At 63.9% G+C, this 24,443-nt stretch carries 20 protein-coding genes and 1 pseudogene; 11 read left to right on the forward strand and 10 right to left on the reverse strand.

What is annotated here, in order from left to right:
• Positions 1 to 11 precede the first annotated feature (11 nt).
• The 4 genes and pseudogenes from nagZ to F7D01_RS03190 all read right to left on the reverse strand — a co-directional run.
• Positions 12 to 1,007 (reverse strand): annotated as a pseudogene (nagZ, locus tag F7D01_RS03175) (beta-N-acetylhexosaminidase); the annotation flags it as partial.
• Positions 1,008 to 1,081: 74 nt separating this feature from the next.
• Positions 1,082 to 1,810: an SPOR domain-containing protein gene (locus F7D01_RS03180; RefSeq protein WP_251567018.1), complete on the reverse strand. Its 729-nt coding sequence runs from the start codon at positions 1,808 to 1,810 to the stop codon at positions 1,082 to 1,084.
• A gap of 1 nt (position 1,811) precedes the next feature.
• Positions 1,812 to 3,557, reverse strand: coding sequence for an arginine--tRNA ligase (gene argS / locus F7D01_RS03185; protein WP_215228804.1), 1,746 nt, complete (start codon positions 3,555 to 3,557; stop codon positions 1,812 to 1,814).
• A 100-nt stretch (positions 3,558 to 3,657) separates the two neighbouring features.
• Positions 3,658 to 4,308 carry a hypothetical protein gene (locus F7D01_RS03190; protein ID WP_215228805.1) on the reverse strand — a complete coding sequence of 217 codons (651 nt, stop codon included), beginning with the start codon at positions 4,306 to 4,308 and terminating at the stop codon, positions 3,658 to 3,660.
• Between the two features lie 91 nt (positions 4,309 to 4,399).
• Between F7D01_RS03190 and ispH the strand changes: the two genes are divergently transcribed.
• The 3 genes from ispH to rnhA are packed head-to-tail and all read left to right on the forward strand — an operon-like array spanning position 4,400 to position 6,790.
• Positions 4,400 to 5,374 (forward strand): 4-hydroxy-3-methylbut-2-enyl diphosphate reductase, encoded by a 975-nt coding sequence (gene ispH, locus F7D01_RS03195; RefSeq protein WP_215228806.1) that lies wholly within the window; start codon positions 4,400 to 4,402, stop codon positions 5,372 to 5,374.
• 16 nt (positions 5,375 to 5,390) lie between these two features.
• Positions 5,391 to 6,350, forward strand: a complete 960-nt coding sequence (gene thrB / locus F7D01_RS03200) for a homoserine kinase (RefSeq protein ID WP_215228807.1) — start codon at positions 5,391 to 5,393, stop codon at positions 6,348 to 6,350.
• Positions 6,347 to 6,790, forward strand: coding sequence for a ribonuclease HI (gene rnhA, locus F7D01_RS03205; RefSeq protein WP_215228808.1), 444 nt, complete (start codon positions 6,347 to 6,349; stop codon positions 6,788 to 6,790). The genes thrB and rnhA overlap by 4 nt, the downstream gene beginning before the upstream one ends.
• On the opposite strand, the gene F7D01_RS03210 is transcribed toward rnhA, so the two are convergent.
• Together F7D01_RS03210 and F7D01_RS03215 are read right to left on the reverse strand one after the other, a co-directional pair.
• A complete protein-coding gene (locus tag F7D01_RS03210) occupies positions 6,787 to 7,887 on the reverse strand; it encodes an FAD-binding oxidoreductase (RefSeq protein WP_256443717.1) in 1,101 nt (366 codons plus the stop codon). The genes rnhA and F7D01_RS03210 overlap by 4 nt on opposite strands.
• 10 nt (positions 7,888 to 7,897) lie before the next feature.
• Positions 7,898 to 8,869, reverse strand: a complete 972-nt coding sequence (locus F7D01_RS03215) for an alpha/beta fold hydrolase (protein WP_251567021.1) — start codon at positions 8,867 to 8,869, stop codon at positions 7,898 to 7,900.
• Positions 8,870 to 8,941: 72 nt separating this feature from the next.
• Between F7D01_RS03215 and F7D01_RS03220 the strand changes: the two genes are divergently transcribed.
• The 7 genes from F7D01_RS03220 to F7D01_RS03250 all read left to right on the forward strand — a co-directional run bounded on the left by F7D01_RS03220 (position 8,942) and on the right by F7D01_RS03250 (position 16,392).
• Positions 8,942 to 9,448 carry a prepilin peptidase gene (locus F7D01_RS03220; RefSeq protein ID WP_251567023.1) on the forward strand — a complete coding sequence of 169 codons (507 nt, stop codon included), beginning with the start codon at positions 8,942 to 8,944 and terminating at the stop codon, positions 9,446 to 9,448.
• 84 nt (positions 9,449 to 9,532) lie between these two features.
• Positions 9,533 to 10,702, forward strand: coding sequence for a Flp pilus assembly protein CpaB (cpaB, locus tag F7D01_RS03225; RefSeq protein WP_215228810.1), 1,170 nt, complete (start codon positions 9,533 to 9,535; stop codon positions 10,700 to 10,702).
• Between the two features lie 56 nt (positions 10,703 to 10,758).
• Positions 10,759 to 12,369, forward strand: coding sequence for a type II and III secretion system protein family protein (locus tag F7D01_RS03230; protein WP_215228811.1), 1,611 nt, complete (start codon positions 10,759 to 10,761; stop codon positions 12,367 to 12,369).
• Between the two features lie 14 nt (positions 12,370 to 12,383).
• Positions 12,384 to 13,049: a CpaD family pilus assembly protein gene (locus tag F7D01_RS03235; protein ID WP_215228812.1), complete on the forward strand. Its 666-nt coding sequence runs from the start codon at positions 12,384 to 12,386 to the stop codon at positions 13,047 to 13,049.
• A gap of 4 nt (positions 13,050 to 13,053) precedes the next feature.
• Positions 13,054 to 14,349 (forward strand): pilus assembly protein CpaE, encoded by a 1,296-nt coding sequence (locus F7D01_RS03240; protein ID WP_215228813.1) that lies wholly within the window; start codon positions 13,054 to 13,056, stop codon positions 14,347 to 14,349.
• Between the two features lie 272 nt (positions 14,350 to 14,621).
• Complete coding sequence (locus F7D01_RS03245; RefSeq protein WP_371819674.1) at positions 14,622 to 15,365, forward strand: type II secretion system F family protein; 744 nt, start codon at positions 14,622 to 14,624, stop codon at positions 15,363 to 15,365.
• Between the two features lie 7 nt (positions 15,366 to 15,372).
• Positions 15,373 to 16,392 carry a type II secretion system F family protein gene (locus F7D01_RS03250; protein WP_251567024.1) on the forward strand — a complete coding sequence of 340 codons (1,020 nt, stop codon included), beginning with the start codon at positions 15,373 to 15,375 and terminating at the stop codon, positions 16,390 to 16,392.
• Positions 16,393 to 16,396: 4 nt separating this feature from the next.
• On the opposite strand, the gene F7D01_RS03255 is transcribed toward F7D01_RS03250, so the two are convergent.
• The 3 genes from F7D01_RS03255 to F7D01_RS03265 all read right to left on the reverse strand — a co-directional run bounded on the left by F7D01_RS03255 (position 16,397) and on the right by F7D01_RS03265 (position 19,203).
• On the reverse strand, positions 16,397 to 16,864 hold the full coding sequence (locus F7D01_RS03255) for a MarR family winged helix-turn-helix transcriptional regulator (protein ID WP_215228815.1): 468 nt from the start codon (positions 16,862 to 16,864) through the stop codon (positions 16,397 to 16,399).
• A 244-nt stretch (positions 16,865 to 17,108) separates the two neighbouring features.
• The gene (locus F7D01_RS03260) at positions 17,109 to 17,894 is read right to left on the reverse strand and encodes an SDR family NAD(P)-dependent oxidoreductase (RefSeq protein ID WP_215228816.1); all 786 of its coding nucleotides are present in this window, start codon (positions 17,892 to 17,894) and stop codon (positions 17,109 to 17,111) included.
• A gap of 136 nt (positions 17,895 to 18,030) precedes the next feature.
• Complete coding sequence (locus F7D01_RS03265; protein ID WP_215228817.1) at positions 18,031 to 19,203, reverse strand: acetyl-CoA C-acetyltransferase; 1,173 nt, start codon at positions 19,201 to 19,203, stop codon at positions 18,031 to 18,033.
• 343 nt (positions 19,204 to 19,546) lie between these two features.
• On the opposite strand from F7D01_RS03265, the gene F7D01_RS03270 reads away from it, so the two are divergent.
• A complete protein-coding gene (locus F7D01_RS03270) occupies positions 19,547 to 22,555 on the forward strand; it encodes a TonB-dependent siderophore receptor (protein ID WP_215228818.1) in 3,009 nt (1,002 codons plus the stop codon).
• An 89-nt stretch (positions 22,556 to 22,644) separates the two neighbouring features.
• Here the strand turns inward: F7D01_RS03270 and F7D01_RS03275 are convergent, their stop codons facing one another.
• Complete coding sequence (locus F7D01_RS03275) at positions 22,645 to 24,438, reverse strand: tetratricopeptide repeat protein (RefSeq protein WP_215228819.1); 1,794 nt, start codon at positions 24,436 to 24,438, stop codon at positions 22,645 to 22,647.
• Positions 24,439 to 24,443: the final 5 nt, after the last annotated feature.

The raw sequence follows: 24,443 nt of genomic DNA on the forward strand, positions 1-24,443 counted from the left end.
CCCGGCCGCCGTAAACAAGCGTCGCGCTTCGCCAGCAGGTCGCGCCGCTCGCCCTCGGTCGGTTCGCTTTCCATCGGTTCGAGGGCCCGCGCCAGTCGGGCCGCTCCTTCCTGCGCGAGAGAGGGGCATCGTTCGGCAATTCCCTCCATCTCGGGAATTTTGGCCCAGCAATTGAGCACCACGTCGCACCCTGCGGCGAGCGCTTTCTCGGCACGGTCCGGAATGTTGCCCGACAGCGCCTGCATGTCGATATCATCGGTGAGCAGGAGACCGTCGAAACCGATCGTTTCGCGAATGATCCGCTGGATTACGAAGGGAGACAGCGTTGCCGGATTGTCCGCGTCCCACGCCGTGAACACGATATGCGCGCTCATCCCGATGGGCGCGTCGGCCAGTCGCCGGAACGGCGCGAGGTCGGTCTCCAGCTCCTCCGCGCTGGCTTCCACCACCGGCAGCTCCTTGTGACTGTCGGCCATTGCCCTCCCGTGGCCGGGCATGTGCTTGAGACAACCGGCGACGCCCGCCCTCCCCAGCCCTTCCATCAGCGCGCGGCCCAGCGCCGCGACCCGCGTCGGATCGCCGCCCAGCGCGCGATCGCCGATCACCCCGTCGGTTTCGGGGCGGCGCACATCGAACGGCGCGTGGAAATCGACATTGATCCCCGACTCCGCCAGTTCGCGTCCCATGGCCTCCGCGTTCATGCGGATGGCCTCGATCGCGGAGGCGGGGGTGATTTCGTAGAGTCGGTCGAAAGCTTCCCCGGCTGGATAGCGGGTCCAGACGGGTGGTTTCATCCGCTGCACCCGCCCGCCTTCCTGATCGATCGAAACCAGCAACCTGTCGCGCCCGTGAATCGCGCGCAGATCGTCGGTAAGCGCGCGCAGCTGCTCCGGATCGACGCAATTGCGCGCGAACAGGATGTAGCCGACCGGATCGGCGTCGCGGAAGAAGTCGCGCTCCTCCCCGGTCAGGGTGGGGCCGGACAGGCCAAAGATCGCTGGCGTCATGATGGACGGGAAATTTGCAGGAAAGCCGGCGCGCGGCAAGGCAAAGCGTGATCTCGCCGGTGGACAGCGCGCCCCTATTTCACCTGGCAGGCGACGCCATCGGCCTTGAGCGCGCGGCACAGCGTATCGGCGGCTTCGCGAGAGCCGGTGATGGCCTGCAGCCGATAGACGGTCCCGTTATCCACCGTGCCTTCCAGCACCCGGTGACTGACGCCCTGCAGCTTCTCCGTCTGCCCGTTCAGAGTCTGCCACCCCCGCTCGGCCAGCGCTTTGGTGGAGAAGGCCCCGACCTGGACCCCGACGCCGCCCGATGAAGTAGCGGGTGATGGCTTCACCTCCGGTTCGTCCGTTGCGGGCTTCGCGCTGGTGGAGGCGGTGGGGGTAGGCGTGGGCGATGGCTTCGCATCCGCGATGCGGCCCTCTCGCGTCTGACCCTGGCCGACCGCGGGAGCGACGTCGCCGGTGTTGGCGAACTCCTTGCCGCCCGCATCCTCCGGCCGCTGTTTGTACCCGTCTTCGGGAGCGGAGATCGCGCTGCCGTCGCCCGCCAGTTCCCCATCTGAACTGGGGCGAGAGAAATACCAGATTGCCCCAAGGATCACGACGAGCGCGATCAAGGCCAGCAACGCGAAGCCGACCATCCGCGACGTGTCGGTGCCTTGCCCTTCGACATAATCGGACGATTCCAGCCACGGGAGCGAGTCGTCGTCGTTGAGCGCGAGTTCCTCGTTCGTCTCGTCCTGGTGCAGGCGCTGGTAGGCGGTCTGGTATTCGCCTTCCTCGTCATGCCGATCGTCGACCACGCTACATTTCCTCCACCGCCTGTACGCCCAGGAGGGCGAGACCGTTGCGCACAACCTGCCCGATCCGGGCGACGAGGAAAAGCCTCGCCGCGGTCAGCGCCGGGTCCTGTGCCACGATGACCCGGTTTGCGGGATCGTCGTTCCCCGCATTCCAGTAGGCGTGGAATTCGGCGGCGAGGTCGTAGAGATAGAACGCGATCCGGTGCGGCTCGCGCGCCGACGCCGCCGCTTCCACCACGCGCGGATATTGCGCGGCCATGCGAACCAGTGCGAGATCGCCAGAATTCAGCCGATCAAGCGCTTCGTCGGAAGGGGATATCCCCTCCTCGCGTCCCTTGCGCAGGGTCGAATGAATCCGCGCATGCGCGTACTGGACGTAGAAGACCGGGTTGTCCTTGCTCGTCTCCACCACCTTGGCGAAGTCGAAATCCATCTGCGCCTCTGGCTTGCGGGTCAGCATGGTGAAACGGACCACGTCCCTGCCCACTTCCTCCACGACTTCGGCGAGCGTCACGAAATTGCCCGACCGCTTCGACATCTTGACCGGTTCGCCATCGCGCAGCAGCTGGACCATCTGCACCAGCTTCACGTCGAACGGGATCGGTTCGCCCTGTTCCTGCGAAAGCGCCGCCACGGCCGCCTTGATCCGCTTGACCGTGCCGGCGTGATCCGCGCCCCAGATGTCGATCAGCGCATCTGCGCCTTCCGCCTTCTGCATGTGATAGGCGAGATCGGCCCCGAAATAGGTCCATTTGCCATCGCTCTTGCGGATCGGGCGATCTTGGTCGTCGCCGAATTCGGTCGACCGGAACAGCGGCAGCTCGACGGGCTCCCAATCGTCGGGCGTCTTGCCCTTGGGCGCTTCCAGCATGCCGTCATAGACGAGGTTCGCGGCCCGCAGCTTCTCTTCCGCCTGTTCAGGCTTCCCCGCCGCCTGCAGCTCCGCCTCCGAAGCGAACACGTCGTGCCGGATGCCGAGCGTCGCCAGGTCGGCGCGGATCATGTCCATCATCGCGGCGACCGCCGTCTTGCGGAATACGGCGAGCCATTCGCTTTCCGGCGCGTCGCGATATTTCTCGCCGAACTCGCCTGCGAGCACTTGGCCGACCTGCTTCAGATAATCGCCGGGATAGAGCCCTTCCGGGATCGTGCCGATATCGTCGCCCAGCGCCTCGCGATACCGCAGATGGGCGGAGCGGGCGAGAACGTCGACCTGCGCGCCTGCGTCGTTGACGTAGTATTCGCGGATGACGGTATGCCCGGCGTGCTCCAGCAGGCTGGCGAGCGCATCGCCCACCACCGCGCCGCGGCAATGGCCCATATGCATCGGCCCGGTCGGGTTGGCGGAGACGTATTCGATGTTGACCGTAGAGCCTTCGCCCATGCGCGACCGCCCGTAATCGGGACCCAGCACGTGGATCGCGCGCAATTCCTCCAGCCAGACCCGGTCGAGAAGCCGCAGGTTGATGAAGCCGGGGCCCGCTATCTCGGCGCTTTCGATATCGGGTTCGCGCTCGAGATGCTCGACGATCTTCTGCGCCAGCGCGCGAGGATTGGTCTTCGCCTGCTTGGCAAGCACCATCGCGGCATTGGTTGCGAGATCGCCGTGAGCGGGATCGCGAGGCGGTTCCACCGCCACGCCGGAACGCGGCGTGTGTGGAGGCAGCGAGCCTTCCATTTCGAGCGCGGACAGGATCGCGTCGATCCGTTCGGCAAAGGTGGCATGAAGGGTGTGGGGGTGGGTCATGGGCGACATCGCGCTTTATGCGCCCCCATGCGGAGGGGGCGGGTCTGACGGGAGCCCGCCACCATGGCGAGCCGGATGGATGGCTTGGGCCGGCCGCGCCTCAACGCGTGGCGTTGTAGGCGAGCTGGTCCTGCCCCAGCTGGAACCCTACCAGCACCTCGAAATTGGCGCGCTGCAATGCAGCCTTCACCTCGGGATCGGCCAGCGGATCGAGCGCGGCGTCCGCTTCGCCCGCCTTGCGCTCGCGCGTGATCTTCGCGCGGATATCGTCGGGCAGAGTGGCCTCGGCGCGGTCGATGAACGCCCCGCCCTGCGCACTGGCGCTGGCGCGGCCCTGCCCGTCCGCGAACTGGACCGTTACCGTCCCCATACGCTTGCTGACCACCGCGCTGCCGCCCCGCAGGACGGTGACGAAGTACGGCAGCTCGACGCTGCGCGCGCCGCGCGTGTCCATCCGGCTCGCCAGCACGTCGAACGTCACGTTGGCGTAGATCTTCTCACCGGTCTCATCGCAGGTGCTGCGTACATCGGTGAGCGTCGCGGTCACGTCTATATCGGAGGCGAGCGTCGAACCCGGAGTACGGAAGGTGGTGATGTCGCCGGTATATTGTGGCACCCCGACCGCGGGGCATGCGGTACGCGTGGCGCGCACGCCGACGCCCTCGGCAACGACCAGCTCGCCCTCGCGCGAGCAGCCGGCAAGCGTTGCGATCGCTACGGCGACGGCGAAGATGCGTGCGGATTGGTTCATCGGTCGAACTCGGTTCCCTGGGTCTGCCTGTGGTCTGCAATATGCCCGCGTGCCCTAGCGACCCGCGGCCGAAAGCGCTAGAGGCGCAGGAATGAACGCACCCTTTCCGTTGTCGTCCGAAGCCGAGGGCAAGCCCGGCCTGCAATTGCTGATCGCCGCGCCGCGCGGTTTCTGCGCCGGGGTCGACCGCGCGATCGAGATCGTGGAACGCGCGCTGGAGCGCTATGGCGCGCCGGTCTATGTCCGGCACGAGATCGTCCACAACCGCTATGTGGTCGAAACGCTGAAGGAGAAGGGCGCAGTCTTTGTCGAGGAACTGGACGAGGTGCCGGACGGCGCGCACGTCGTCTTCAGCGCCCACGGCGTGCCCAAAGCCGTTCCCAAGGAAGCAGAACGCCGCGAGCTGTCGTATTTCGATGCGACCTGTCCACTGGTGAGCAAGGTCCATCGCCAGGCGGAGCGACAGATCGAGAAGGGGCAGCACATCATCTTCATCGGCCATGCCGGGCATCCCGAAGTGATCGGGACCATGGGTCAGGTCGAAGACGATCAAATGACACTGGTCGAATCGGTGGAAGACGTCGCCCGCCTGCCGTTCGGACACGAACATTCGCTCTCCTACCTGACCCAGACGACGCTGTCGGTGGACGACACAGCGGAAATTGTGTCCGCTCTGGAGGACCGTTTCCCCCAGATCGTGGGGCCGAAGGCAGAGGATATCTGCTACGCAACGTCCAACCGGCAGATGGCGGTCAAGAAGATTGCGCCGGGCAGCGATCTGGTGCTGGTGATCGGCGCGCCCAATTCTTCCAATTCGGTGCGGCTGGTGGAGGTCGCGGAACGGCTCGGCACACCGGCCCGGTTGATCCAGCGGGCGGAGGATATCGACCCCGCTTGGCTGGAGGGTGTGGGTACCATCGGCCTTACCGCGGGCGCGTCCGCGCCGGAAACCCTGGTCCGCGAGGTCGTCGCCCGGCTGGCCGAATGGCGGAGCGTCGAAGAGCGCACGCTGAGTAGCGCGGAAGAAAACATGGTGTTCAAGCTGCCGCGCGAACTGGTCGACTGATCCTCTCCGCACGCGCGTGGCAGTCTATACCCATCTCACGACCGAAGAGCTCGCGGAGTTCGTCGCGCACTATGCGGTCGGCGCGCTGCGGTCTGCCAAGGGTATCGCGGAAGGCGTATCCAATTCGAACTGGCTGATCGAGACCGCCGGTGGACGCTTCATCCTGACGATCTACGAAACGCGAACCGACCGCGAAGGATTGCCGTTCTTCCTCGGCCTGCTCGATCATCTGGCTGAGAAGGGCGGACCGGTGCCGCGCGTCATCCACGACCGGGACGGCGCGGCCTTCCGGAGGATACACGACAAGCCGGCGGCCCTGATCGAATACCTGCCCGGCGTCGCACCCGACCGGCCGGACCCATCCCAGGCACATGCGGTAGGAGCGGCCCTCGCCCGGCTGCACCGAGACGCCGTCGATTTCGATCTGACCCGGCGCAACACCATGGACCTGCCCGAATGGCGGAGGCTGCTGGCAGGTTGCGGCACGGACGGGTTGGACCGGATCGATCCCGCCCTGTCCGCGCTGGTGGAGCCCGAACTCGCCGCGCTGGAGCGGGACTGGCCCAGCGGCCTGCCGCGCGGGATCATCCATGCGGACCTGTTTCCCGACAACGTCCTGATGCTGGGCGACGAAGTGACCGGGATGATCGATTTCTATTTCGCCTGCGAGGATCTGCTCGCCTACGATTTTGCAATTACCCACGCGGCGTGGGCCTTCGACAGGGACGGCGGCTTCCGCCCGGAGATCGCCGTCGCTCTCGCGCAAGGCTATCAAAGCCAGCGGGAGTTCGCCCGCGCGGAGAAGAACGCTCTGCCAGTGCTGGGGCGCGGGGCGGCGCTGCGCTTCGTCGCGACACGGGCGTGGGACTGGCTCCACACCCCGGCCGACGCGGTCGTGACGCGCAAGGACCCGATGGATTTCGCACGCCGTCTTGCCTTCTATCGCGATGCGGGGGAGGAGGCGTTCGCCCTATGAAGAAAGTCGATGTCTTTACCGATGGTGCCTGCAAGGGGAACCCCGGCCCGGGTGGCTGGGGCGCGCTGCTGCGCATGGGCGCGCACGAGAAGGAGTTGTCGGGGGGAGAGCCCGATACCACCAACAATCGGATGGAAATGACGGCGGTCGTTCGCGCGCTCGATGCCCTGATCGTGCCGTGCGAGGTCAATCTGCACACCGACAGCCGCTACGTCATCGACGGGATGACCAAGTGGATCCACGGCTGGCAGAAACGCGGCTGGGTGAACGCCAGCAAGAAGCCGGTCCGCAACGACGATCTGTGGCACGAACTGATCCGTGCGGCGGGACCGCATCTGATTCGCTGGACATGGGTGAAGGGCCATTCCGGCCATCCAGAGAACGAGCGGGTCGACCGGCTCGCCAGTGACGAAGCCGAACGGTTCATGCGCGGCGGTTAGGCGAAGCGGCCCGGGCGGTAGAGCCCGGCATCCAGCGGCGCGGTCATCGCGTCGCGCGGCGCATCGAGCAGTAGCTGGCTGGCGAGCCGGGCCGCGGCGGGCGCGGTCTGAATGCCGAAGCCCCCCTGCCCGGCGAACCAGAAGAACCCATCTACTGTCGGGTCCCAACCATAGACGGGTGCGCGATCGGGCGAGAAGCTGCGCAATCCGGCCCAGCGCCGCTCGACCCGCGTCACCTTCGCATCCACCGTCTGCTGGTAGCGCTCGATCGCCTCGGCGACGGCCATTTCCTCGGGCGCGGCATCGACCGCGGGCGAGGGGGTTTCGTCGTGCGGGCTGAGCCACAAGCGGCCACTCTCCGGCTTGAAGTAGAACCGGCCGTTAATGTCGAGCACCAGCGGCGCAGCGGAATCGGTTGGCGGATCGGTCTCCACTTGCGCGACGGTCCGGCGCAGGGGCTGAATGCCCAGAGCGCGCGCGCCGGCCATTCGCGCGACATCGTCTGCCCAGGCACCTGCGGCATTGACGATGGCGGAAGCCTGCCAGCTACGGCCGCGTTCGTCCGCTATCGCCCAGCGCTCTGCGTTCCGTTCGATCCGGGCGATCCGCGCGCGGCACCGCGGGCGTGTTCCCGCTCGGGCGGCCAGTGCGAGATAGTGCTGGTGAAGCGCGGCGACGTCGATGTCCGAACAATGCGGCTGCCAAACCCCTTCCGTCCATTCCGGGAGCAAATCGGGGAGGCGCGCGCGCATGGCGACCGCACCGATTCGCTCAATCGTCGCGCCTGTGTCCGAGAACCGGTTTACGAAGGCATCGATCAGTCCAGCATCGGCGCTTCGACCGATGGTCATCGCACCGCGAAGTTTCAGGAACCCGCCATCGCGCAGATACGCGCCGGAGGCGAGAGTAAGTGGGACAATGGCGGGGCCGCCATAGCATTCCTCCCAGAACGCAGCCGAACGTCCGGTGGTGTGATAACCCGGTCGCTCCTCAGCCTCCAGCAACAAGACCCGCGCGTTCGGGGCGCATTCGGCTGCCAGGCTGGCCCCGGCCATACCCGCGCCGATCACCGCAATATCGTAATGCTCCTGCGTCAAGCCGCTTCCCTCAGCGCGACGCGGGCGCTTCGCGGGCGAGGAAGTCGGCGATCGTCTCCATCGCCCGGTCGCGCACTGGATCGGCTTCGCGCAGTATCTCGTGACGCGCTTCTTCGCCGAAAGCGACCAGTTCGGCATGCGGAAGCCGCTCCGCCGCCCGTTCGATGGCAGCGAAGGAGACCAGACGGTCGACTCGCGTCGCGATCAGGAGGACCGGCAGATCGACTTTTTCCAGCACATCCGGCGCGGCAAGCGCGCGCATGGACGCCATCGCCCGTTCGACCCAGCCCCAGCTGCCCGGCCCCATCGCCAGCTCGGGACGCGTTTCGCGCCACGCGATCTCGTCCTCATACCGGTCCTCGTCATGAGTCAGCAGCGCGGCCCGCGTCGTCGGCAGCACGCCTGGCTTCTCGCTCCACTTCCAGGCCGGTCGCCGCGGATCGCCCAGCGCGCGCATGACCCGCGCGATCGTGTGCATCACCGCCGGGGGGAGCGGCTGACCGACGAAGCCCAGCATCGGTGCGGATAGCACCAGCGCGGTAGGATCGACCTTGCCCTCTACCACGGCACGCAACGCCAAGTGGCCGCCCATCGAATGGCCGATCAGTACATGGGGCGCAGGCGTCGTCACCTTCCATTCCGCCCACAGGGCCGCAAGGTCGCGCACCCAGTCGGCGAAATCGGCGACGTGGCCGGTCAGCGGATCGATCCCCAAACGGCCCGAACCCGCCTGCCCGCGCCAGTCGGACGCGGTGACGCGCCAGCCCGCCGCGTGCCATTCACCCAGCGATTCGAGGTATTTCTCGTAAAAGTCGCCGCGACCGGGCAGGAACAGGACCGATCCGCGGGTCGCGGAACCTTCGCCCCAGTCGATCCGCCGCACATCGGCACCGCCCGGCGCACGCCATCGGCTCTCCCGCGCACCGTACGGAATCGATCGGCGGGAATGCTGCCTAGCGGTCGCCTGTCCGGTTTCGATCATGCTGCGCCTCCGGGCGGCAAACGTGGTTACTATTTGGTAAGCCCTGCCCTGTAGCACGGCGTGCACGCATTCATGCACGGGGGCTTCATGCAGCACGACAGCTTTCACTACGGACTGCTCGCCGCCTTGGCAATCGCGCTGCTCTACGCCGCCTTTACCGACCTGCGGCATCGCCGGATCGACAACTGGCTTAACCTGGCGATCGCGCTCGGTGCGCCGCTGTTCTGGTGGAGCAGCGGCCTGTCGCTGTGGCCGGGCGTCGCGATCCAGCTGGGTATCGCGCTAGGGACTTTCGCGATCACCGCCGGCCTGTTCGCCATCCGGGCGATGGGCGGCGGCGATGTGAAGCTGCTGACCGCACTCGCGCTGTGGATCGCGCCCGCCCTGTTCCTACAGCTGATCGTCCTCATGGCGATCTTGGGCGGCGTGCTCACGCTCGTCTTCGGCGCGTGGCATATCGCGCGCCGGCGCAAGGACCGCCTCGCCGTGCCCTATGGCGTCGCGATTTCGTGCGCCGCGCTGTGGGTAGTGAGCGCGAACTACCTCGCATTGCCCGGATTTACGCAAGTTTTCGGGTGAACTCCTTTTTAACCATTTTTCCCGTAGTCCAACGGGTGAACCGGGCCCGAAACGGGTCGGGCGATTAGGGGGCCTCCAAGAGCCATGGACCGGAAAAAAGTCATATTGATCGTCGGCGCGCTGTTCGTTGCGATTATCACCGCGCTGGCCGCGCGCAGCATGATCGTCGGCTCTTCGGCACCCGAAGCGAGCGCGGTCCCGGCCCAACCTGCGGGGACCCGCGTCCTCGTCGCGCAGCGGGCGCTGCCCGCCGGCACCATCATCACCGCCGACGCGATCGGTTACCAGCAATGGCCGGACGGGCTGATGAAGGACGCCTATTTCATCGATGGCCAAACCGATATCAACAAGCTGCTAGGCACCGTCGTCCGCCTGCCGATCACTGCCGGCGAGCCGGTAACGCAAGGCGCGCTGGTCGCACCGGGCGATCGTGGCTTCCTGGCCGCGGCACTCGCCCCGGGCATGCGCGCCGTCACCATCCCGGTCTCGGATATGACCGGCGTCGGCGGCTTCATCTTCCCGGGCGACCATGTCGACCTGATGCTGACCCAGTCGATCGCGGGCGACGACACCACCAGCGGTCTCAACGCGACGGAAACCTTCCTGCGCAATCTGCGTGTCCTCGCCACCGACAAGAAGACCGAGACAACCAAGGGTGAGGACGGCAAGACCGAAGTCACCGGCTTCACCACCGTCACGCTGGAAGTTACGCCGAAGATGGCGGAAAAGGTCGCAGTAGCGCAGACGATCGGGACGCTCAGCCTGGCGCTGCGCTCGCTCGCCGACAACCAGGACGATCTGGAGCGCGCGATCGCCGAAGGCGACGTGAAGATCCCCGAAGATGCGACACCGGAAGAGGAAGAGCGCCTGCTGCGCAGGGCCGCCTCGCGTCCGACCGACGGCGGCAGCAGCTATGCCACCGGGGGCGATGTCTCCCGCTTCCAGAACCGCACCTTCGTTCGCTCCCGCCCCGCGCCTCAGCAACAGCAGGGACAGGCGCAGATGCCGATGAACTACCTGCCGATGCCCGGTACCGCTCCCAGCCAGCCCACCGGCCCCATCGTGCGCGTTACCCGCGGCACCGATACCAGCGCGGTCGAGATCAACCGCAACGGTCAGGCGAAGCGGTCTGATACCGGCGGCGCCACCACCAACGACGCGCAAGCAGCCGCGATGGTCAACCTTCTCAATCAGATGTCCGCCAACGGCAACCGGAACGCCGGCAATGCCGTGTCCAACCGGATCGTGCAGTGAGGCACCGGATGCTTGCTTTCCCATCTCGTTCGACGGCAGCCGCGAAAGGCAAACCGATGACCCACCGCATTCTCGCCCGGGCGCTCGCCCTCGGCATCGCCGCGCTGCCCCTTGCCGCCCTACCCGCAGCATCGGCGAACGCGCAGTCCATCGTGCGTCCGTCGCAGGATATCACTCTATCGATCGGACGCGGCGAGTTGGTCTCCATTCCCGCGACGCTGGCAGACGTGTTCGTCGCCAATAGCGAGATCGCGGATGTGCAGGTCAAATCGCAGCACCAGCTGTATCTTCTGGGCAAGGCGGGCGGCGAAACCACCGTCTATGCCAGCGACGCGAAGGGGCAGGTGGTCTGGGCGGCCAATGTGCGCGTCGGGTCGAACATCGGCAGCATCGACCAGATGCTGGCGCTCGCCATGCCGGAGGCGAAGATCGCCACGGCGAACATCGGAAGCAACACCGTGCTGCTGACCGGCACCGTTACCCAGCCCGACGACGTCGCCGAGGCGGAGCGGCTGGTTGCCGCATTCCTGGGCGATCAGACCAACGTCATCAGCCGGCTGCGCATGGCGACCCCGTTGCAGGTGAACCTGCAGGTGCGCTTCGCCGAGGTCAGCCGCTCGCTGGTGCGCGAGATCGGATCGAACCTGAAGACCCGCGACACAACCGATGGCTTCATGTTCGGGGTCAATCGCGGTCGCAATTTCGGTAATATTACGGACATCGACGTCTCGAATCTCCCAGTGGTGGACGCGTCGGCGCAATTCGGCCTGCCTGCAGGTTCGATCTCGCTCCCCTTCGATCCCGTCACGCGCCAGTTCGTGTTGGGTGGGTCCGCTTTCCCCATCGCCTCCAACAACGTCGGGCAGACCGCTATCACCCTGGCGGGCCGCCTGTTCGGGCTGGATATCTCGCAGGCGTTCGACCTGGGCGAGCGGCTGGGTCTGATCAGCACGCTGTCGGCACCCAATCTTACCGCGATCTCGGGCGAGACCGCGACGTTCCTGGCGGGCGGGGAATTCCCCATTCCGCTGAACCAGGGCTTCGGTCAGACGACGATCGAATTCAAGAAATACGGGGTCAGCCTGGAGTACACGCCGGTGGTGCTGTCCGACGGACGTATCTCGCTCCGAGTTCGCCCGGAAGTGTCCGAACTGTCCTCGCAGAATGCAATCTCGCTTGGCGGTTTCCAGGTCCCCTCGCTGACCACGCGACGGGCCGAAACCACGGTCGAGCTCGGCTCGGGCCAGAGCTTCATGATTGCCGGTCTGATGACCAACAACATGCAGAATCAGATCGAGAAGACCCCGGGTCTCGGCGACGTACCGGTCCTAGGCAATCTTTTCCGCTCTAGCGATTTCCGCCGGGGCGAAACCGAACTGGTGATCGTCGTCACCCCCTATCTGGTGAAGCCGGTCGATGCGAAGGACATCGTTCTGCCCACCGATGGCTTCCACGTGCCCGACGAACTGCAGCGCAATACCATTTTCAAGAGCAATGCCGGTGTTTCCGGCGAACAGCGCCCCGGCCCCGTTCAGCGCGATGCCGACACGGTCGGCGCGCCCGCGAACGGTCAGCAGCCAAGCGCGGCCCAGGCCCTCCCGCCCCGGAATGTCATGGGCGAGCGCAAGGCCGATCCGAATGCCGCCCCCGGCTTCAGCATGAAATGAGCGAGGTGAACGCGATGTCTCCTACCAAAGCCCTGACCGCTGGCATGCTCGCCGTCCTCGCCGGATCCGGCCTGGCCGGTTGCGGCAGGATGGCCGACAACACGTCGCTCTATTCTGTCCATCAGCCAGTGGTCGAACGCAGCAATTACACGATCGATCTGCGGACCGGTCCCGGCGGGCTACCCGTGGGCGAGGAAGGTAGGCTGGCCGGGTGGCTGGAAGCGATGGACCTCAAGTACGGCGATCGCCTGGCGATCGAGGACCCGGCGATGAGCCCCGCCACGCGCGACGAGATCGCGCGCCTCGCCGCCAAGCATGGCATCCTGCTGAGCGAAGGCGCGCCGGTCACGCCCGGCTATGTCGAACCGGGCAGCGCGCGGGTGGTTCTAACCCGTACCACCGCCAGCGTGCCGGGCTGCCCGGACTGGTCGGTGAAGACCGATTTCAACCCCCGCAACGGCAACAGCTCCAACTATGGCTGCGCGGTCAATTCCAATCTCGCCGCTATGGTGGCCGATCCGGAAGACCTGGTGCGCGGGCAGGATGGGACGGAACAGCAGCTGATCTACGGTGCCAGCCGTGCCGTGGCCAAGGGGCAGGCACCGTCGACGAGCGGCTCTGCCGGAGGCGGTACCTCGGGTGGTTCGGGCGGCATATCCCTAGGCGGATCGGGAGACTGACATCATGAACGCACCCTGGAACAGCGCGAGCCGCGCCCCCGTCAGCGCCTATATCTGCGATACAGCGGCGCTCGACACGGTCCGTAGCGCGGTCGCCGAAATGGGCTGGTCGCCGGAACTGTGCCACAAGGGCGGCCTGCGCGACGCGGTGCAGGCGCTGGCTGTGAGCGCGAGCCCCAACATCCTGCTGGTCGACCTGTCGGAATGCGGCGATCCGCTGAACGACATCAACTCCCTGGCCGAGGTCTGCGAACCCGGTACGGTGGTAATCGCGATCGGCCAGATCAACGATGTGCGCCTTTATCGCGGTCTCCTGGCCAGCGGCATGCACGACTACATGCTGAAGCCGCTGGCGCTGAAGACAATGTACGAAGCCCTGCAGGAAGCGCAGGAGATCTTCACCGCGCCGAAGGCGGGCGAAGGCAATACCGGGCGGCGGCATATCAGCACCGCGATCATCGGAACGCGCGGCGGTGTCGGCGCGTCCACGCTGGCGACGTCGCTCGCCTGGGAGTTCAGCGAGCAGCACAAGCTGACGACCGCGCTGTTGGACCTCGACATCCATTTCGGTGTGGGGGCCCTGACCCTCGACCTCGAGCCGGGTCGCGGCCTGACCGACGCGATCGAGAACCCCAGCCGCATCGACGGCCTGTTCATCGAACGCGCGATGATCCGCGCCAATGCAAAGCTCGCGATCCTGTCGGCGGAAGCACCGATGAATGCACCGCTGCTGACCGATGGCGCGGCCTTCGTGCAACTGACGGAAGAGTTTCGTCAGGCGTTCGAACTGACCGTGATCGATCTGCCGCGCAACATGCTGATCAACTTCCCGCATCTGCTCAACGACGTGAACGTGGCGGTCATCGCGACCGAGATCACCCTGGCGGCCGCGCGCGACACCATCCGGATTCTCAGCTGGATGAAAACCCACGCCCCGCACGTCGAGCCGGTAATCGTCGCCAACAAATCCCAGCCGGCGGTGGCCGAGATCAGCAGGAGCGATTTCGAAGCCTCGATCGAGACCAAGATCGACTTCGTCGTGCCGCTCGATGCGAAGGCCGCTTCCAATGCCGCCAAGCTGGGCCGCGTGCTTACCCATGCCACGCCATCGAGCAAGGCCAGCGTAGTGATCCGCGAACTGGGCGATCGGATCGCGGCGCTGGGCGACGATAGTGTCGATGGAGCGGGCAGTGTGAGTAAGACGCAGAAGAAATCGCTACTCGAAAGCCTCGATCTGAAGTCGCTCATTCCGGGGGCCAAGAGCTCTTCGAAACCGAAAGAGAAAGCCGCGGCGCGCTGAGGCGCGGGCGCGAGCGAGAGCGGAGACAGGGAAGCGGCGATATCGTGAGCACCGATTTTATCTTGGTCCTATGTGGCGGTCTGGCCACGCTGGCGCTGCTTGCCTACGCTTTTCTCGGTGGGGCTTCTCCGGCCAAGGAAAGCCGACGCCGGCTTGAATCGGTGCGCTATCGCCATTCGCAAAACACCGAGACCAGGGTCGAATCCCAGCTCAAAAAAGCCATCGCTTCGCGCCGGTCGCAAAAGGGTATGTTCGCGACCGACTCGACGCGCATGCAACAGATCCAGAACCGGCTCGACCGCACTGGCAAGGGATGGTCGGTCACCGGCTACATGAACACCTGCATCGGTCTGGGGCTGGTGGTCGGCGGGCTCGTTTTCCTGAAGTCTGGCGCGCTGTTCCTGGGCCTGTTCGTCGGGGTGATCGTCGGCCTCGGGCTTCCCCATATCTATGTGAGCCGCCTCATCACGAAGCGTACGGCGCAGTTCAATGCGCGGTTCCCCGATGCAATCGAACTGCTGGTTCGTGGCCTGCGATCCGGCTTGCCCGTCACCGAGACGCTGCAGGTCGTCGCGCGGGAGGTGCCGGGGCCGGTGGGCCAGGAATTCAAGGGCATCTGCGAACGTATCCGGATCGGGCGCACCATGGACGAGGCGCTGCAGGTCGCGGCGGAAAAGCTCGGTATTCCCGAATTCAACTTCTTCTGCATCTCGCTCGCCATTCAGCGCGAGACCGGCGGCAACCTCGCCGAAACGCTGTCCAACCTCTCCGAAGTGCTGCGCAAGCGCAGCCAGATGAAGCTGAAAATCAAGGCGATGAGCTCGGAGTCCAAGGCATCGGCCTACATCGTGGGGGCCCTCCCCTTCCTCGTCTTCGGGCTCGTCTATTACATGAAGCCCGATTATCTGCAGGGCTTCTTCACCGAAGACCGCCTGATCATCGCCGGGCTCGGCGGAATGGTGTGGATGGGCATCGGCGCGTTCATCATGGCCAAGATGATCAATTTCGAGATCTGAGGCGAACGTGATCCTTCTCTCCTCCGCCACCGGCCCTACCCTCCTGGGCGTAGACGTGATCTTCGCCGGCACGGTGCTGGCCGCGATCGCCGCGCTGTCGGTGCTGTTCGCGGTCTATACCGCGATGAGCGTGAAGAACCCCATGGCGAAACGCCTACGGGCCCTGAACGCGCGGCGGGACGAACTGAAATCCGGCATTGTAAAGTCGACCGCGCGCAAGCGGCAGAGCCTCGTCAAGCGAACCAACCAGACCGAACTGGTGCGCGAGCGGCTGGAGAAGATGAAGGTCCTCCAGCAAAGCCAGCTGAAGGACATCCGTCAGAAGCTGGCGCATGCCGGCTATCGCAATCCCGAACTCGCCTTCTTCGTCATCGGCGCGCGCATGGTGGTGCCCATCACGCTCGGCCTGCTGGTCTTCTTCGTGGTCTATCTGGGCAACTCCTTTCCCGAATGGGGCGATTTCAAGCGGTTCGCCACTTTCGCCGCAGCGGTCGGCATCGGCTACAAGGCACCCGAAATCTTCCTCAAGAACAAGGCGACCAAGCGGACCGCCGAAATTCGCAAGGGATTGCCCGACGCGCTGGACCTCCTCGTCATCTGCGCCGAGGCGGGCCTTACCGTCGATGCCGCTTTTGGTCGGGTGGCGCGCGAACTGGGCTCCGCCTACCCCGAACTTGGCGAGGAATTCACGCTGACCTCGATCGAGCTCTCCTTCCTGTCCGAACGCAAGCAGGCGTTCGACAACCTGGCCTATCGCGTGAACCTGGAATCGGTGCGCGGGGTGGTGACCACCATGATCCAGACGGAGCGCTACGGGACCCCGCTCGCCTCCGCACTGCGCGTGCTGTCGGCCGAGTTCCGCAACGAGCGGATGATGCGCGCCGAGGAGAAGGCGGCCCGCCTGCCCGCGATCATGACGATCCCGCTGATCCTGTTCATCCTGCCGGTGCTGTTCATCGTCATCCTGGGTCCGGCGGCATGCTCCATCGCCGACGCCTTCGCCGCGGGCGGCCCGGTGAAGGGCTGATCGCTCAGCCCAGTTCGGGCGCGATCGATCCGGCCCGCTCGCGCACGCGGGCCAGCAGGGTGCGCAGGCTCTCCTCCTCCGCGGCGGTGAACCCTTCGAGCAGTTGCGCCTCGCTCTCCCGCGCAAGCGGCATGATCTGCGCGTAGATTTCGCGCCCCTCCTCCGTCAGCGCCAGATGGTGCGAGCGCCCGTCCTGCGCATTGGGGCGCCGGGCCGCCAGACCACGGTCGACCAGGGCCTTGCACGCCCGGTTGACCGCGACCTTGTCCATCAGCGTCAGCGCCACGAGCTCGCGCTGCGTACGCTCGTCCGCTTCGCCCAGCACGGCCATGATCCGCCATTCCCCGACCTTCAGGCCGAACCGCTCCTGATAGAGCTGCGCGATCCGCCCGCTGACCGCGTTCGAGGCGATCGAGAGCTGGTACGGCAGAAAATCGGCGAGGACGGGAGCGGTGGTGGCTTTGCGAGACATGATCGTCATTCCTACTGCACCCACCGCATCGATCAAGCTTCGCAGCCCCTCGCTCGCGCCCCTTGCAGGCACATTCCAAGGCGCGGCGTCGGTGCGACACCCTACACGATGGAACACATGGAACAGTGTCCTGGGTCAGGAAAAACCCCTTCTCCGATACCCCGCAAAAGGGATCGGAAAAGGGGCGCATGAAGGAAGTCATCGGGCGCGGATTACCGCGCCCGAGCCGAGTAGGACAGGAGCCCTAGCGCGGGGCCATCCGGATCGCCCCGTCCAGCCGCACGTCCTCGCCGTTGAAATAACCGTTCTCGATCATGGTCATCGCGAGGTGGGCATATTCCTCGGGGTTGCCCAGCCGCTTGGGGAACGGCACCGAGGCATTCAGCGCATCGATCGCCTTCTCCGGCAGACCCATCAGCAGCGGGGTGTGGAAGATGCCGGGCAGGATCGTGTTCACGCGAATGCCCTCGTTCATCAGGTCGCGCGCGATCGGCAGCGTCATGCCGACCACCCCGCCCTTCGAGGCGGAGTAGGCCGCCTGGCCGATCTGGCCGTCTTCCGCAGCCACGCTGGCGGTGTTGACGATCGCCCCGCGCTCGCCCTCGTCGTTCAGCGGATCGAGGCTCATCATGCCCGCTGCCGCCTTGGCGATGCAGCGGAAGGTGCCGATCAGGTTGACCTGCACGACGAATTCAAACGCCGACACCGGGAAATGTTTGATCTCGCCCGTTTCCTTGTCGCGGCTCGCGGTCTTCATCGCGTTGCCGATGCCGGCGCAATTGACCAGGATGCGCTCCTGCCCATGGGCCTCGCGCGCCTTCGCGAAGGCGGCGTCGACCTCCTCCTCACTGGTCACGTTGACCTTGCAGAACACACCGCCCAGCTCCTCGGCGAGAGCGTTGCCCTTCTCCTCGTTCATGTCGAACAGGGCGACCTTCGCGCCCTTCGCCGCGATCGCGCGCGCGGTGGCCGCGCCCAAACCGGAGGCACCGCCGGTCACGATGGCGGGGGTATTGCTGCTGACTTCCATTGATCTCTCCTGTGTTTCTCAAAGCCGCTCGCCCTGAGCCTGTCCAAGGGCTGTCCCTAGCTCAAGCACTGCGCGCAAAGCGAGTACAGAGCCTGGACAGACTCAACACCAGGGGAATTTATCTTCGAGCCGTGACCTACATCGCCTCAACGATCGTGACGTTGGCGACGCCGCCGCCCTCGCACATCGTCTGCAGCCCGCGCTTGGCCCCGCGCGCCTTCATCGCGTGCAGCAGGGTCGACATCAGCTTCGTGCCCGACGCGCCGAGCGGATGGCCGAGTGCGATCGCGCCGCCATTGACGTTCAGCCTGTCCGGATCGCCTCCGACATGCTTCAGCCAGGCGAGCGGCACCGGCGCGAACGCCTCGTTCACCTCGTACAGGTCGATGTCGTCGATGCTCAGTCCCGCGCGCTGCAACGCTTTGTCGGTCGCGAACAGCGGCTCTTCCAGCATGATCACGGGGTCGCCCGCGGTGACCGTCAGGTTGACGATCCGCGCCATCGGGGTCAGGCCGTAATCCTTCAACGCCTGTTCGGACACGATCAGCGCCGCGCTGGAACCATCGCAGATCTGGCTGGCGCTGGCGGCAGTGATCACGCCTTCTTCCGACAGCTTTTTGACCGAAGCGATGCTCTCCAGCGTTGCGTCGAAGCGGATGCCCTCATCCACGGTGTGCATCTCCTCGCCATTGGGCGTCTCGATCTCCACCGGCACGATCTCGGCCTCGAAACGGCCCGCCTCGGTCGCGGCGATCGCCTTCTTGTGGCTCTCCAGCGCGAAGCGGTCGAGGTCGTCCTTGTCGAAGCCGTGCTTCTTAGCGACCATCTCCGCCCCGACGAACTGGGACCACATCACGCCCGGATATTTGGCCTCGAGACCCGGCGATTTGTAGTTGCCCAGCCCCTCCTTCATCGCCAGCGTCACCGGCGTGCCCATCGGAACGCGGCTCATGCTCTCGATGCCGGCGGCGACAACCACGTCCTGCGTGCCGCTCATCACCGCCTGCGCGGCGAACTGGATCGCCTGCTGGCTCGACCCGCACTGCCGATCGATCGTCACTGCGGGCGTCGATTCCGGCAGCAGCCGCGCCGCGAGCACGGCGTTGCGCCCGACCTGCATGCCCTGCTCACCCGCCTGCCCGACGCAGCCCATAATGACGTCCTCGATCGCCGCCGGATCGACCCCGGTTCGTTGGATTAGAGCGTCGAGCGACTTCGCGGCGAGATCGACCGCGTGGACCCCCGCGAGGCGACCCCCGCGGCGCCCTCCGGCAGTCCGAAGCGCATCGACGATATAGGCTGCGGGCATGTGGCTCTCCTCAAGGTAGGTTTCTGTTTGCCACCGGGCGGTGGGGCGAGTTGGGGGGTGGAGTCAAGGGCGGGGGCTTGGAAGGGAGCGCGGTTGCATGACCAACCTCATCGGGACCGAGCACGCTATATTAGCACGGCCCCATATCACCAAACCGTCACACTGTTGCAACGATAACACAGGACCGTCCCGAATATGCCCGAAAGCTGCAATTCCCATTGCCGCGCGTCACAGTAATAGACCATCCCGCATGTAGCAGCCATCGGTCGGATTGCGCCGTCGGGTGGTTTGTATCTCGCTGAATGGGTCCACCTTCGGACCCGCTTATGGGGACAGGGAACACATGAAAACGACTTCAATTCTCAAGGCTGGCGCTGCGCCTCTCGCGCTGAGCTTGGCGCTGGTGGCTTCGCCGGCGCTCGCGCAAGTATCCGACGGTCCGCTGCAACCCGAAGACGAAACGGCCAATGCGGACGGAACTCCGTCCGAGGGCGCCACGATCGTGGTTACCGGTTCGCGCATCGCGCGTCCGAACATTGAGGCCGCTAGCCCGGTCACGGTGGTAAGCGCCGAACAAGTGCAGCTTACCGGCACTACCACCGTCGAAAACCTCCTCAACGAACTGCCGCAGGTCATCCCGGGTAACACGCGCGTTTCGAACAACGCGGGCGGCGAGAACTTCTCGACCATCGACCTGCGTGGTTTGGGTGCGGGCCGAACGCTGATCCTTCTCGATGGTGAGCGTCTCCCCGCTTCGACCACCACCGGTGTTACCGACGTTTCTCAGATTCCCACTGGTCTGATCGAGCGTGTCGAAGTCGTTACGGGCGGCGCATCTGCAGTTTACGGTTCGGACGCGATCGCCGGCGTCGTGAACTTCATCCTTAAAGATGATTTCGAAGGCGTCGAACTGACTGCTCAGAGCGGCATTTCCGAAGATGGTACCGGGTTCAATTACAACTTCTCCGGTTTGGTCGGTGGAAACTTCGCCGACAATCGCGGCAATATCAGCGTGTACGGTTCCTACACGAAGCGCGGTGGTGTCGGCCAGGGACGTTACGATTATTCGCGCGTTTCGGGCGCTATCTATCTACCGATCGACGATGCGACGGGCCAGTACGGCATTCCATATGTTGCCGACGATCCAAGCGATGTGCGGAATACTCCGGGATTCACTCAAGCTGTCGCCAGCAGTGGTGGATCGGCGACTCCGCCGTGGGGCGTCATCGACAACAACGCGGCCAACCCCTTCCAGAATCTGGGCACCCTGCTCCCAGGCAACTTTGGGGCTGGCAATACCGACACCAATTGCGATGGTGTGGCGGGTGGCGCCTACAACACCGGTGCGCTATCCTTCAACGATGCCGGCGAGCTGACCCCGCGAAACGGGTCCGGACTGTGCAGCATTCCGCTTCGTTCGATCGGTTCCTCGCGCTACAATTTCGCGCCGGACAATTATCTGATAACGCCATACGATCGACTGACCATCACCGCGAATGGTCACTATGAATTCACGGACAGTACACGTCTGAAGTTCTATACGTCTTACACCAACGCAAACCAGGAAGTTTCGCTGGCCCCGACGCCTGCGACTCAAATCGTGGTGCCTGCCGACAGTCCGCTGATCCCGGCTGATCTCCAGGTCGCACTTGCCAGTCGTCCTGACCCGGATGCGCCGTTCATTATCAACCGTCGCTTCACTGAGACTGGACCGCGCCTGGGTTACTTCACTACCGACGCGAAGAACGTACGGGCTATCCTCGAGCATGACCTGAGCGACAACTGGGCCGTTAACTTGGTGGGCAGCTTCGGGCGCATCGACAATAAGTCACGCAATGAAGGAAACATTCGGAACTCGGCGCTTGCACAAGGGCTGAGCGGCTGCCCTACTGGGTCGGCTCCAGGTTGCGTTGCAGTCGATATCTTCGGGCCGAACACTTTGACGCCTGCGATGCTATCGTTCGTTGCGTTGACGACGACCGACACTGAGACGTTCGAGCAGGTTCGCGTGGCCAGCAACCTGACCGGTAGCCTTTTCGAGCTCCCGGGTGGTCCGCTCGGTATCGCGATCGGTGCGGAATACCGCAAGGACACTGGCTCGACGTTCGTCGACGATGCGAAGCGGACGGGCGATATCATCGGCTTCAACGCGCAGAACGACATCTCTGGTTCGATCAACGTCAAGGAAGTCTACGGCGAAATCCGTGCTCCAATTCTCAGCCTGATCACGCTTGGGGCCGGTGCGCGCTACTCGGACTACTCTTCCGTCGGCGGCCTGTTTAACTGGAAGGCCGAGGCCGAATTTACGCCGACTGATTGGATCAAGGTTCGCGGTTCGTTCAACAAGGCGGCTCGTGCACCCAACGTGTTCGAACTGTTCCAGAACGGCAACCAAGGCTTTCCGTCCTACACGGATCCGTGCAATGCTTCGAGCACCAGTCGCGACGAAGCTTTCTGCATCGCCCAAGGTGTTCCGGCCTCTGTCATCGATACCTTCAGCCAGAACAACCAGCAGGTGCAGGCGTTCGCCTTCGGCAACCCTAATCTGAGCGAAGAGAAGGCCGAGACCTACACTGCGGGTGTTGTGCTTACGCCTGGTTACCTGTTCGGGGGTCGGGTCACACTGACTGCGGACTACTACCACATAAAGCTTGAGAACCGTGTCGCAGCACAGGGTGCACAGTTCTTCCTTTCCCAATGCTATACCCAGCAGGTGGCAAGTGCTTGTGCTCGCATTACCCGCGATCCGGGTACCGGTCAGGTGACCGCGGTGAATACTACCGTCGTCAATTCTGAGGACGGTAATGACTTCATTACTGCGGGTATCGATGGCGGTCTGGACGTTACTTACAATGCGTTCGGCGGGCAACTCTACCTCTCCGATGTGCTCACTTATGTAGACAAGTACTCAATCAACGGGACTAACTTCACGGATACGACCTCACCCGGCTTTGGGGGCGTCATTCCGAAGTGGGCGAATACGGCGACCGTAGGATGGCGGAACGATACCATTACCGGGCAGGTCCGCTACGTCTGGAAGAAGGGCGCTAAGCAGAACTATCCGGGCGCGTTCCTTGATGGTCTGTATCCCTACGACCTCAATGACCCTGATTTCGCGTCGCTGTACGACCAGTTCCCCGATCGGATCCCCGACCTGCACTTGGTCAACCTTTCCTTGCGTTGGCAGGCGGCCGAAAACTTTGAGTTCACCGCGATCGTGGATAATCTGCTGGACAAAACACCGCCGCAAACGACGACCGGCATTTTCGAACAGTCTAACACCAACATCAGCTTCTACGACCGTTACGCGCTTGGCCGCACATATACCTTCCAGGCGCGGGTGAAATTCTAAGAATAGGACCAAAGTAAAAGAAACGGCGGGCCCTTGGCCCGCCGTTTTTTTGTGCCTCAATCTTGCGAATGCTTTAGCAGCGTTTGCTGTCAGCTAGGCACTGCATCGAATGCTACCGTTAATCTCTCTTCGTCGGAGCGATAGGCATGTGTACCATGCCATAGCGACGAAGGGAAAAGTGCCAAATATCCCGGGCGCGGCAAGATAACTCTCCGCGGCTCAAGACTTAGACCGAGCTCGTCCGGAGCCGACCCCAAAAACAGCGCACCCGACTGTTTTGGCTCATCCGGTTGCACTGCGGGTACTTCAATATGAAGAGCTGAACTCACCCATCCCTGATGATGAATGTGCGCAACATGAAAGCCGCCTTCTGCCAAGCGGACCGACCATGAACCGATAAATCGGATGTTTTTCGCTTTACGACAGTAATACGGATGCTGGTCGTCATCGGGCAAGGTAGCGATGTAGTCGTGTAGTACTGTTCTTATTGCTCGTTCCAGTTCCACGATTTCTGAAGATCGATTTACGAAGAGGGCGCCGAAAGTTTGCGTACCACCACGCAAACTCTGATCCGGCGGATGATGGCGCGCCGCGTGCAAACGTTGAAGGTGTTCGGACAAGCGCTCGAGTTGCTTCGATTCGTGAAGGTGCTGCACCGGTAGGTAACGGACTTGCTCCTCGTAATCGTGAAGCCAGAACTCCCGCGGATCGTCCTGTAACCGCCAAGCCAGCGAGAGATAAGCCCATGCAAATTGATCATGCGGCGATAGATATGTCGCCTTCGTGGCAAGCTGCTCCGCAAGTTGCGGCTCGCCCGTTCGCAGCATCTGGCGTGCGAATGCAGTAAGATATGCTGGCACATCTCCCAGGATGCCCTCGAGGCTGCTAAAAAGCTGAATCGCATTATCGGCGTGGAGAAGTTCCCCATGTGCAACTGCCGCAGCGTAATCGTATGTCGCAGAGCGGCCAGTTTCTGCTGTAGCGCGTTCAGCGACTTCTAGTACTTCCGCGTAGTCGCGATAGGATAGCGCGAGTCGTAGCCATTCCGACCACACAACTTGCTCATTAGGGTGGCGACGAGCCAAGTCGCGATAACTAGAATAGGCATCCTCTTGTAAGCCGAACTCGCGAATGTATCTGGCACGCGTCTGGTGGCCAGGCATATAAGATGGAAACTTCGAGATAAGCCGATCAAGCACTAACTTTGCCGCGTCAGTTTCGCCCATGTCAATTAGTGCGCCGGCATGACTTTCAAGAAGTTCTGGAGCATCGCCAAACTTGCCGAGTGCGGCGGAGAAGTGAACTTGAGCGTCGGAAGGTCTGCCAGACTCGCGTAGTGCTTGCCCGCGATAAACTACCGCCTCCGCATTGTCAGGATCAATTTGAAGGGTGCGGGCAAACGTCTCAGCCGCGTACTTTGGCTCTCCTGCCTCGCGAAGGGTCCGGCCGAGCGCGTTCAAAGCCAAAATTGATCGGGGGTGAGCACGAATCGTCTCTTCAAGGAGGGCGATGGCCTCTGTGAAACGCCCCGCTTCGGCCTTCAACCTCGCAAGATTTACTCGCGCGGGCAAATATGCAGGATCGCGTGATATAGCTTCGGCAAACGCGCTCTCTGCCTCGGTCAGCCTGCCGAGCTCCTGAAGTGAACAAGCCATGCTGTTGGCAATTTCGGCTGTTAGCAGCCCAGCCTTGGTCGCCGCGGCGAAAGCTTCCACTGCTGCAGCATGGTCGCCTGCCCTCCGTCTAATCACGCCACACAAATGCCAAGCCGCGGCGCTTTTCGGGTATGATCGAACCACCCCTTCTATTGCCAACCTTGCGCCTGCAAGGTCACCACTCTGCATCCTGCGATGGATGGCCGGAAGATCGGCTGGGCTATTCATCAGAT

Origin of the sequence: Erythrobacter sp. 3-20A1M, from assembly GCF_018636735.1 — a bacterium.
GTDB lineage: Bacteria > Pseudomonadota > Alphaproteobacteria > Sphingomonadales > Sphingomonadaceae > Alteriqipengyuania.

Bases quoted from the DNA above. Each gene is read 5' to 3' on its own strand.
- F7D01_RS03190 (WP_215228805.1), bottom strand. From the start codon at position 4,308: ATGAACCAATCCGCACGCATCTTCGCCGTCGCCGTAGCGATCGCAACG.
- rnhA (WP_215228808.1), top strand. From the start codon at position 6,347: ATGAAGAAAGTCGATGTCTTTACCGATGGTGCCTGCAAGGGGAACCCC.
- F7D01_RS03235 (WP_215228812.1), top strand. From the start codon at position 12,384: ATGTCTCCTACCAAAGCCCTGACCGCTGGCATGCTCGCCGTCCTCGCC.
- ispH (WP_215228806.1), top strand. From the start codon at position 4,400: ATGAACGCACCCTTTCCGTTGTCGTCCGAAGCCGAGGGCAAGCCCGGC.
- F7D01_RS03270 (WP_215228818.1), top strand. From the start codon at position 19,547: ATGAAAACGACTTCAATTCTCAAGGCTGGCGCTGCGCCTCTCGCGCTG.
- F7D01_RS03240 (WP_215228813.1), top strand. From the start codon at position 13,054: ATGAACGCACCCTGGAACAGCGCGAGCCGCGCCCCCGTCAGCGCCTAT.
- F7D01_RS03215 (WP_251567021.1), bottom strand. From the start codon at position 8,869: ATGATCGAAACCGGACAGGCGACCGCTAGGCAGCATTCCCGCCGATCG.
- F7D01_RS03265 (WP_215228817.1), bottom strand. From the start codon at position 19,203: ATGCCCGCAGCCTATATCGTCGATGCGCTTCGGACTGCCGGAGGGCGC.
- F7D01_RS03275 (WP_215228819.1), bottom strand. From the start codon at position 24,438: ATGAATAGCCCAGCCGATCTTCCGGCCATCCATCGCAGGATGCAGAGT.
- F7D01_RS03255 (WP_215228815.1), bottom strand. From the start codon at position 16,864: ATGTCTCGCAAAGCCACCACCGCTCCCGTCCTCGCCGATTTTCTGCCG.
- F7D01_RS03260 (WP_215228816.1), bottom strand. From the start codon at position 17,894: ATGGAAGTCAGCAGCAATACCCCCGCCATCGTGACCGGCGGTGCCTCC.
- cpaB (WP_215228810.1), top strand. From the start codon at position 9,533: ATGGACCGGAAAAAAGTCATATTGATCGTCGGCGCGCTGTTCGTTGCG.
- F7D01_RS03220 (WP_251567023.1), top strand. From the start codon at position 8,942: ATGCACGGGGGCTTCATGCAGCACGACAGCTTTCACTACGGACTGCTC.
- F7D01_RS03230 (WP_215228811.1), top strand. From the start codon at position 10,759: ATGACCCACCGCATTCTCGCCCGGGCGCTCGCCCTCGGCATCGCCGCG.
- F7D01_RS03245 (WP_371819674.1), top strand. From the start codon at position 14,622: ATGCAACAGATCCAGAACCGGCTCGACCGCACTGGCAAGGGATGGTCG.
- argS (WP_215228804.1), bottom strand. From the start codon at position 3,557: ATGACCCACCCCCACACCCTTCATGCCACCTTTGCCGAACGGATCGAC.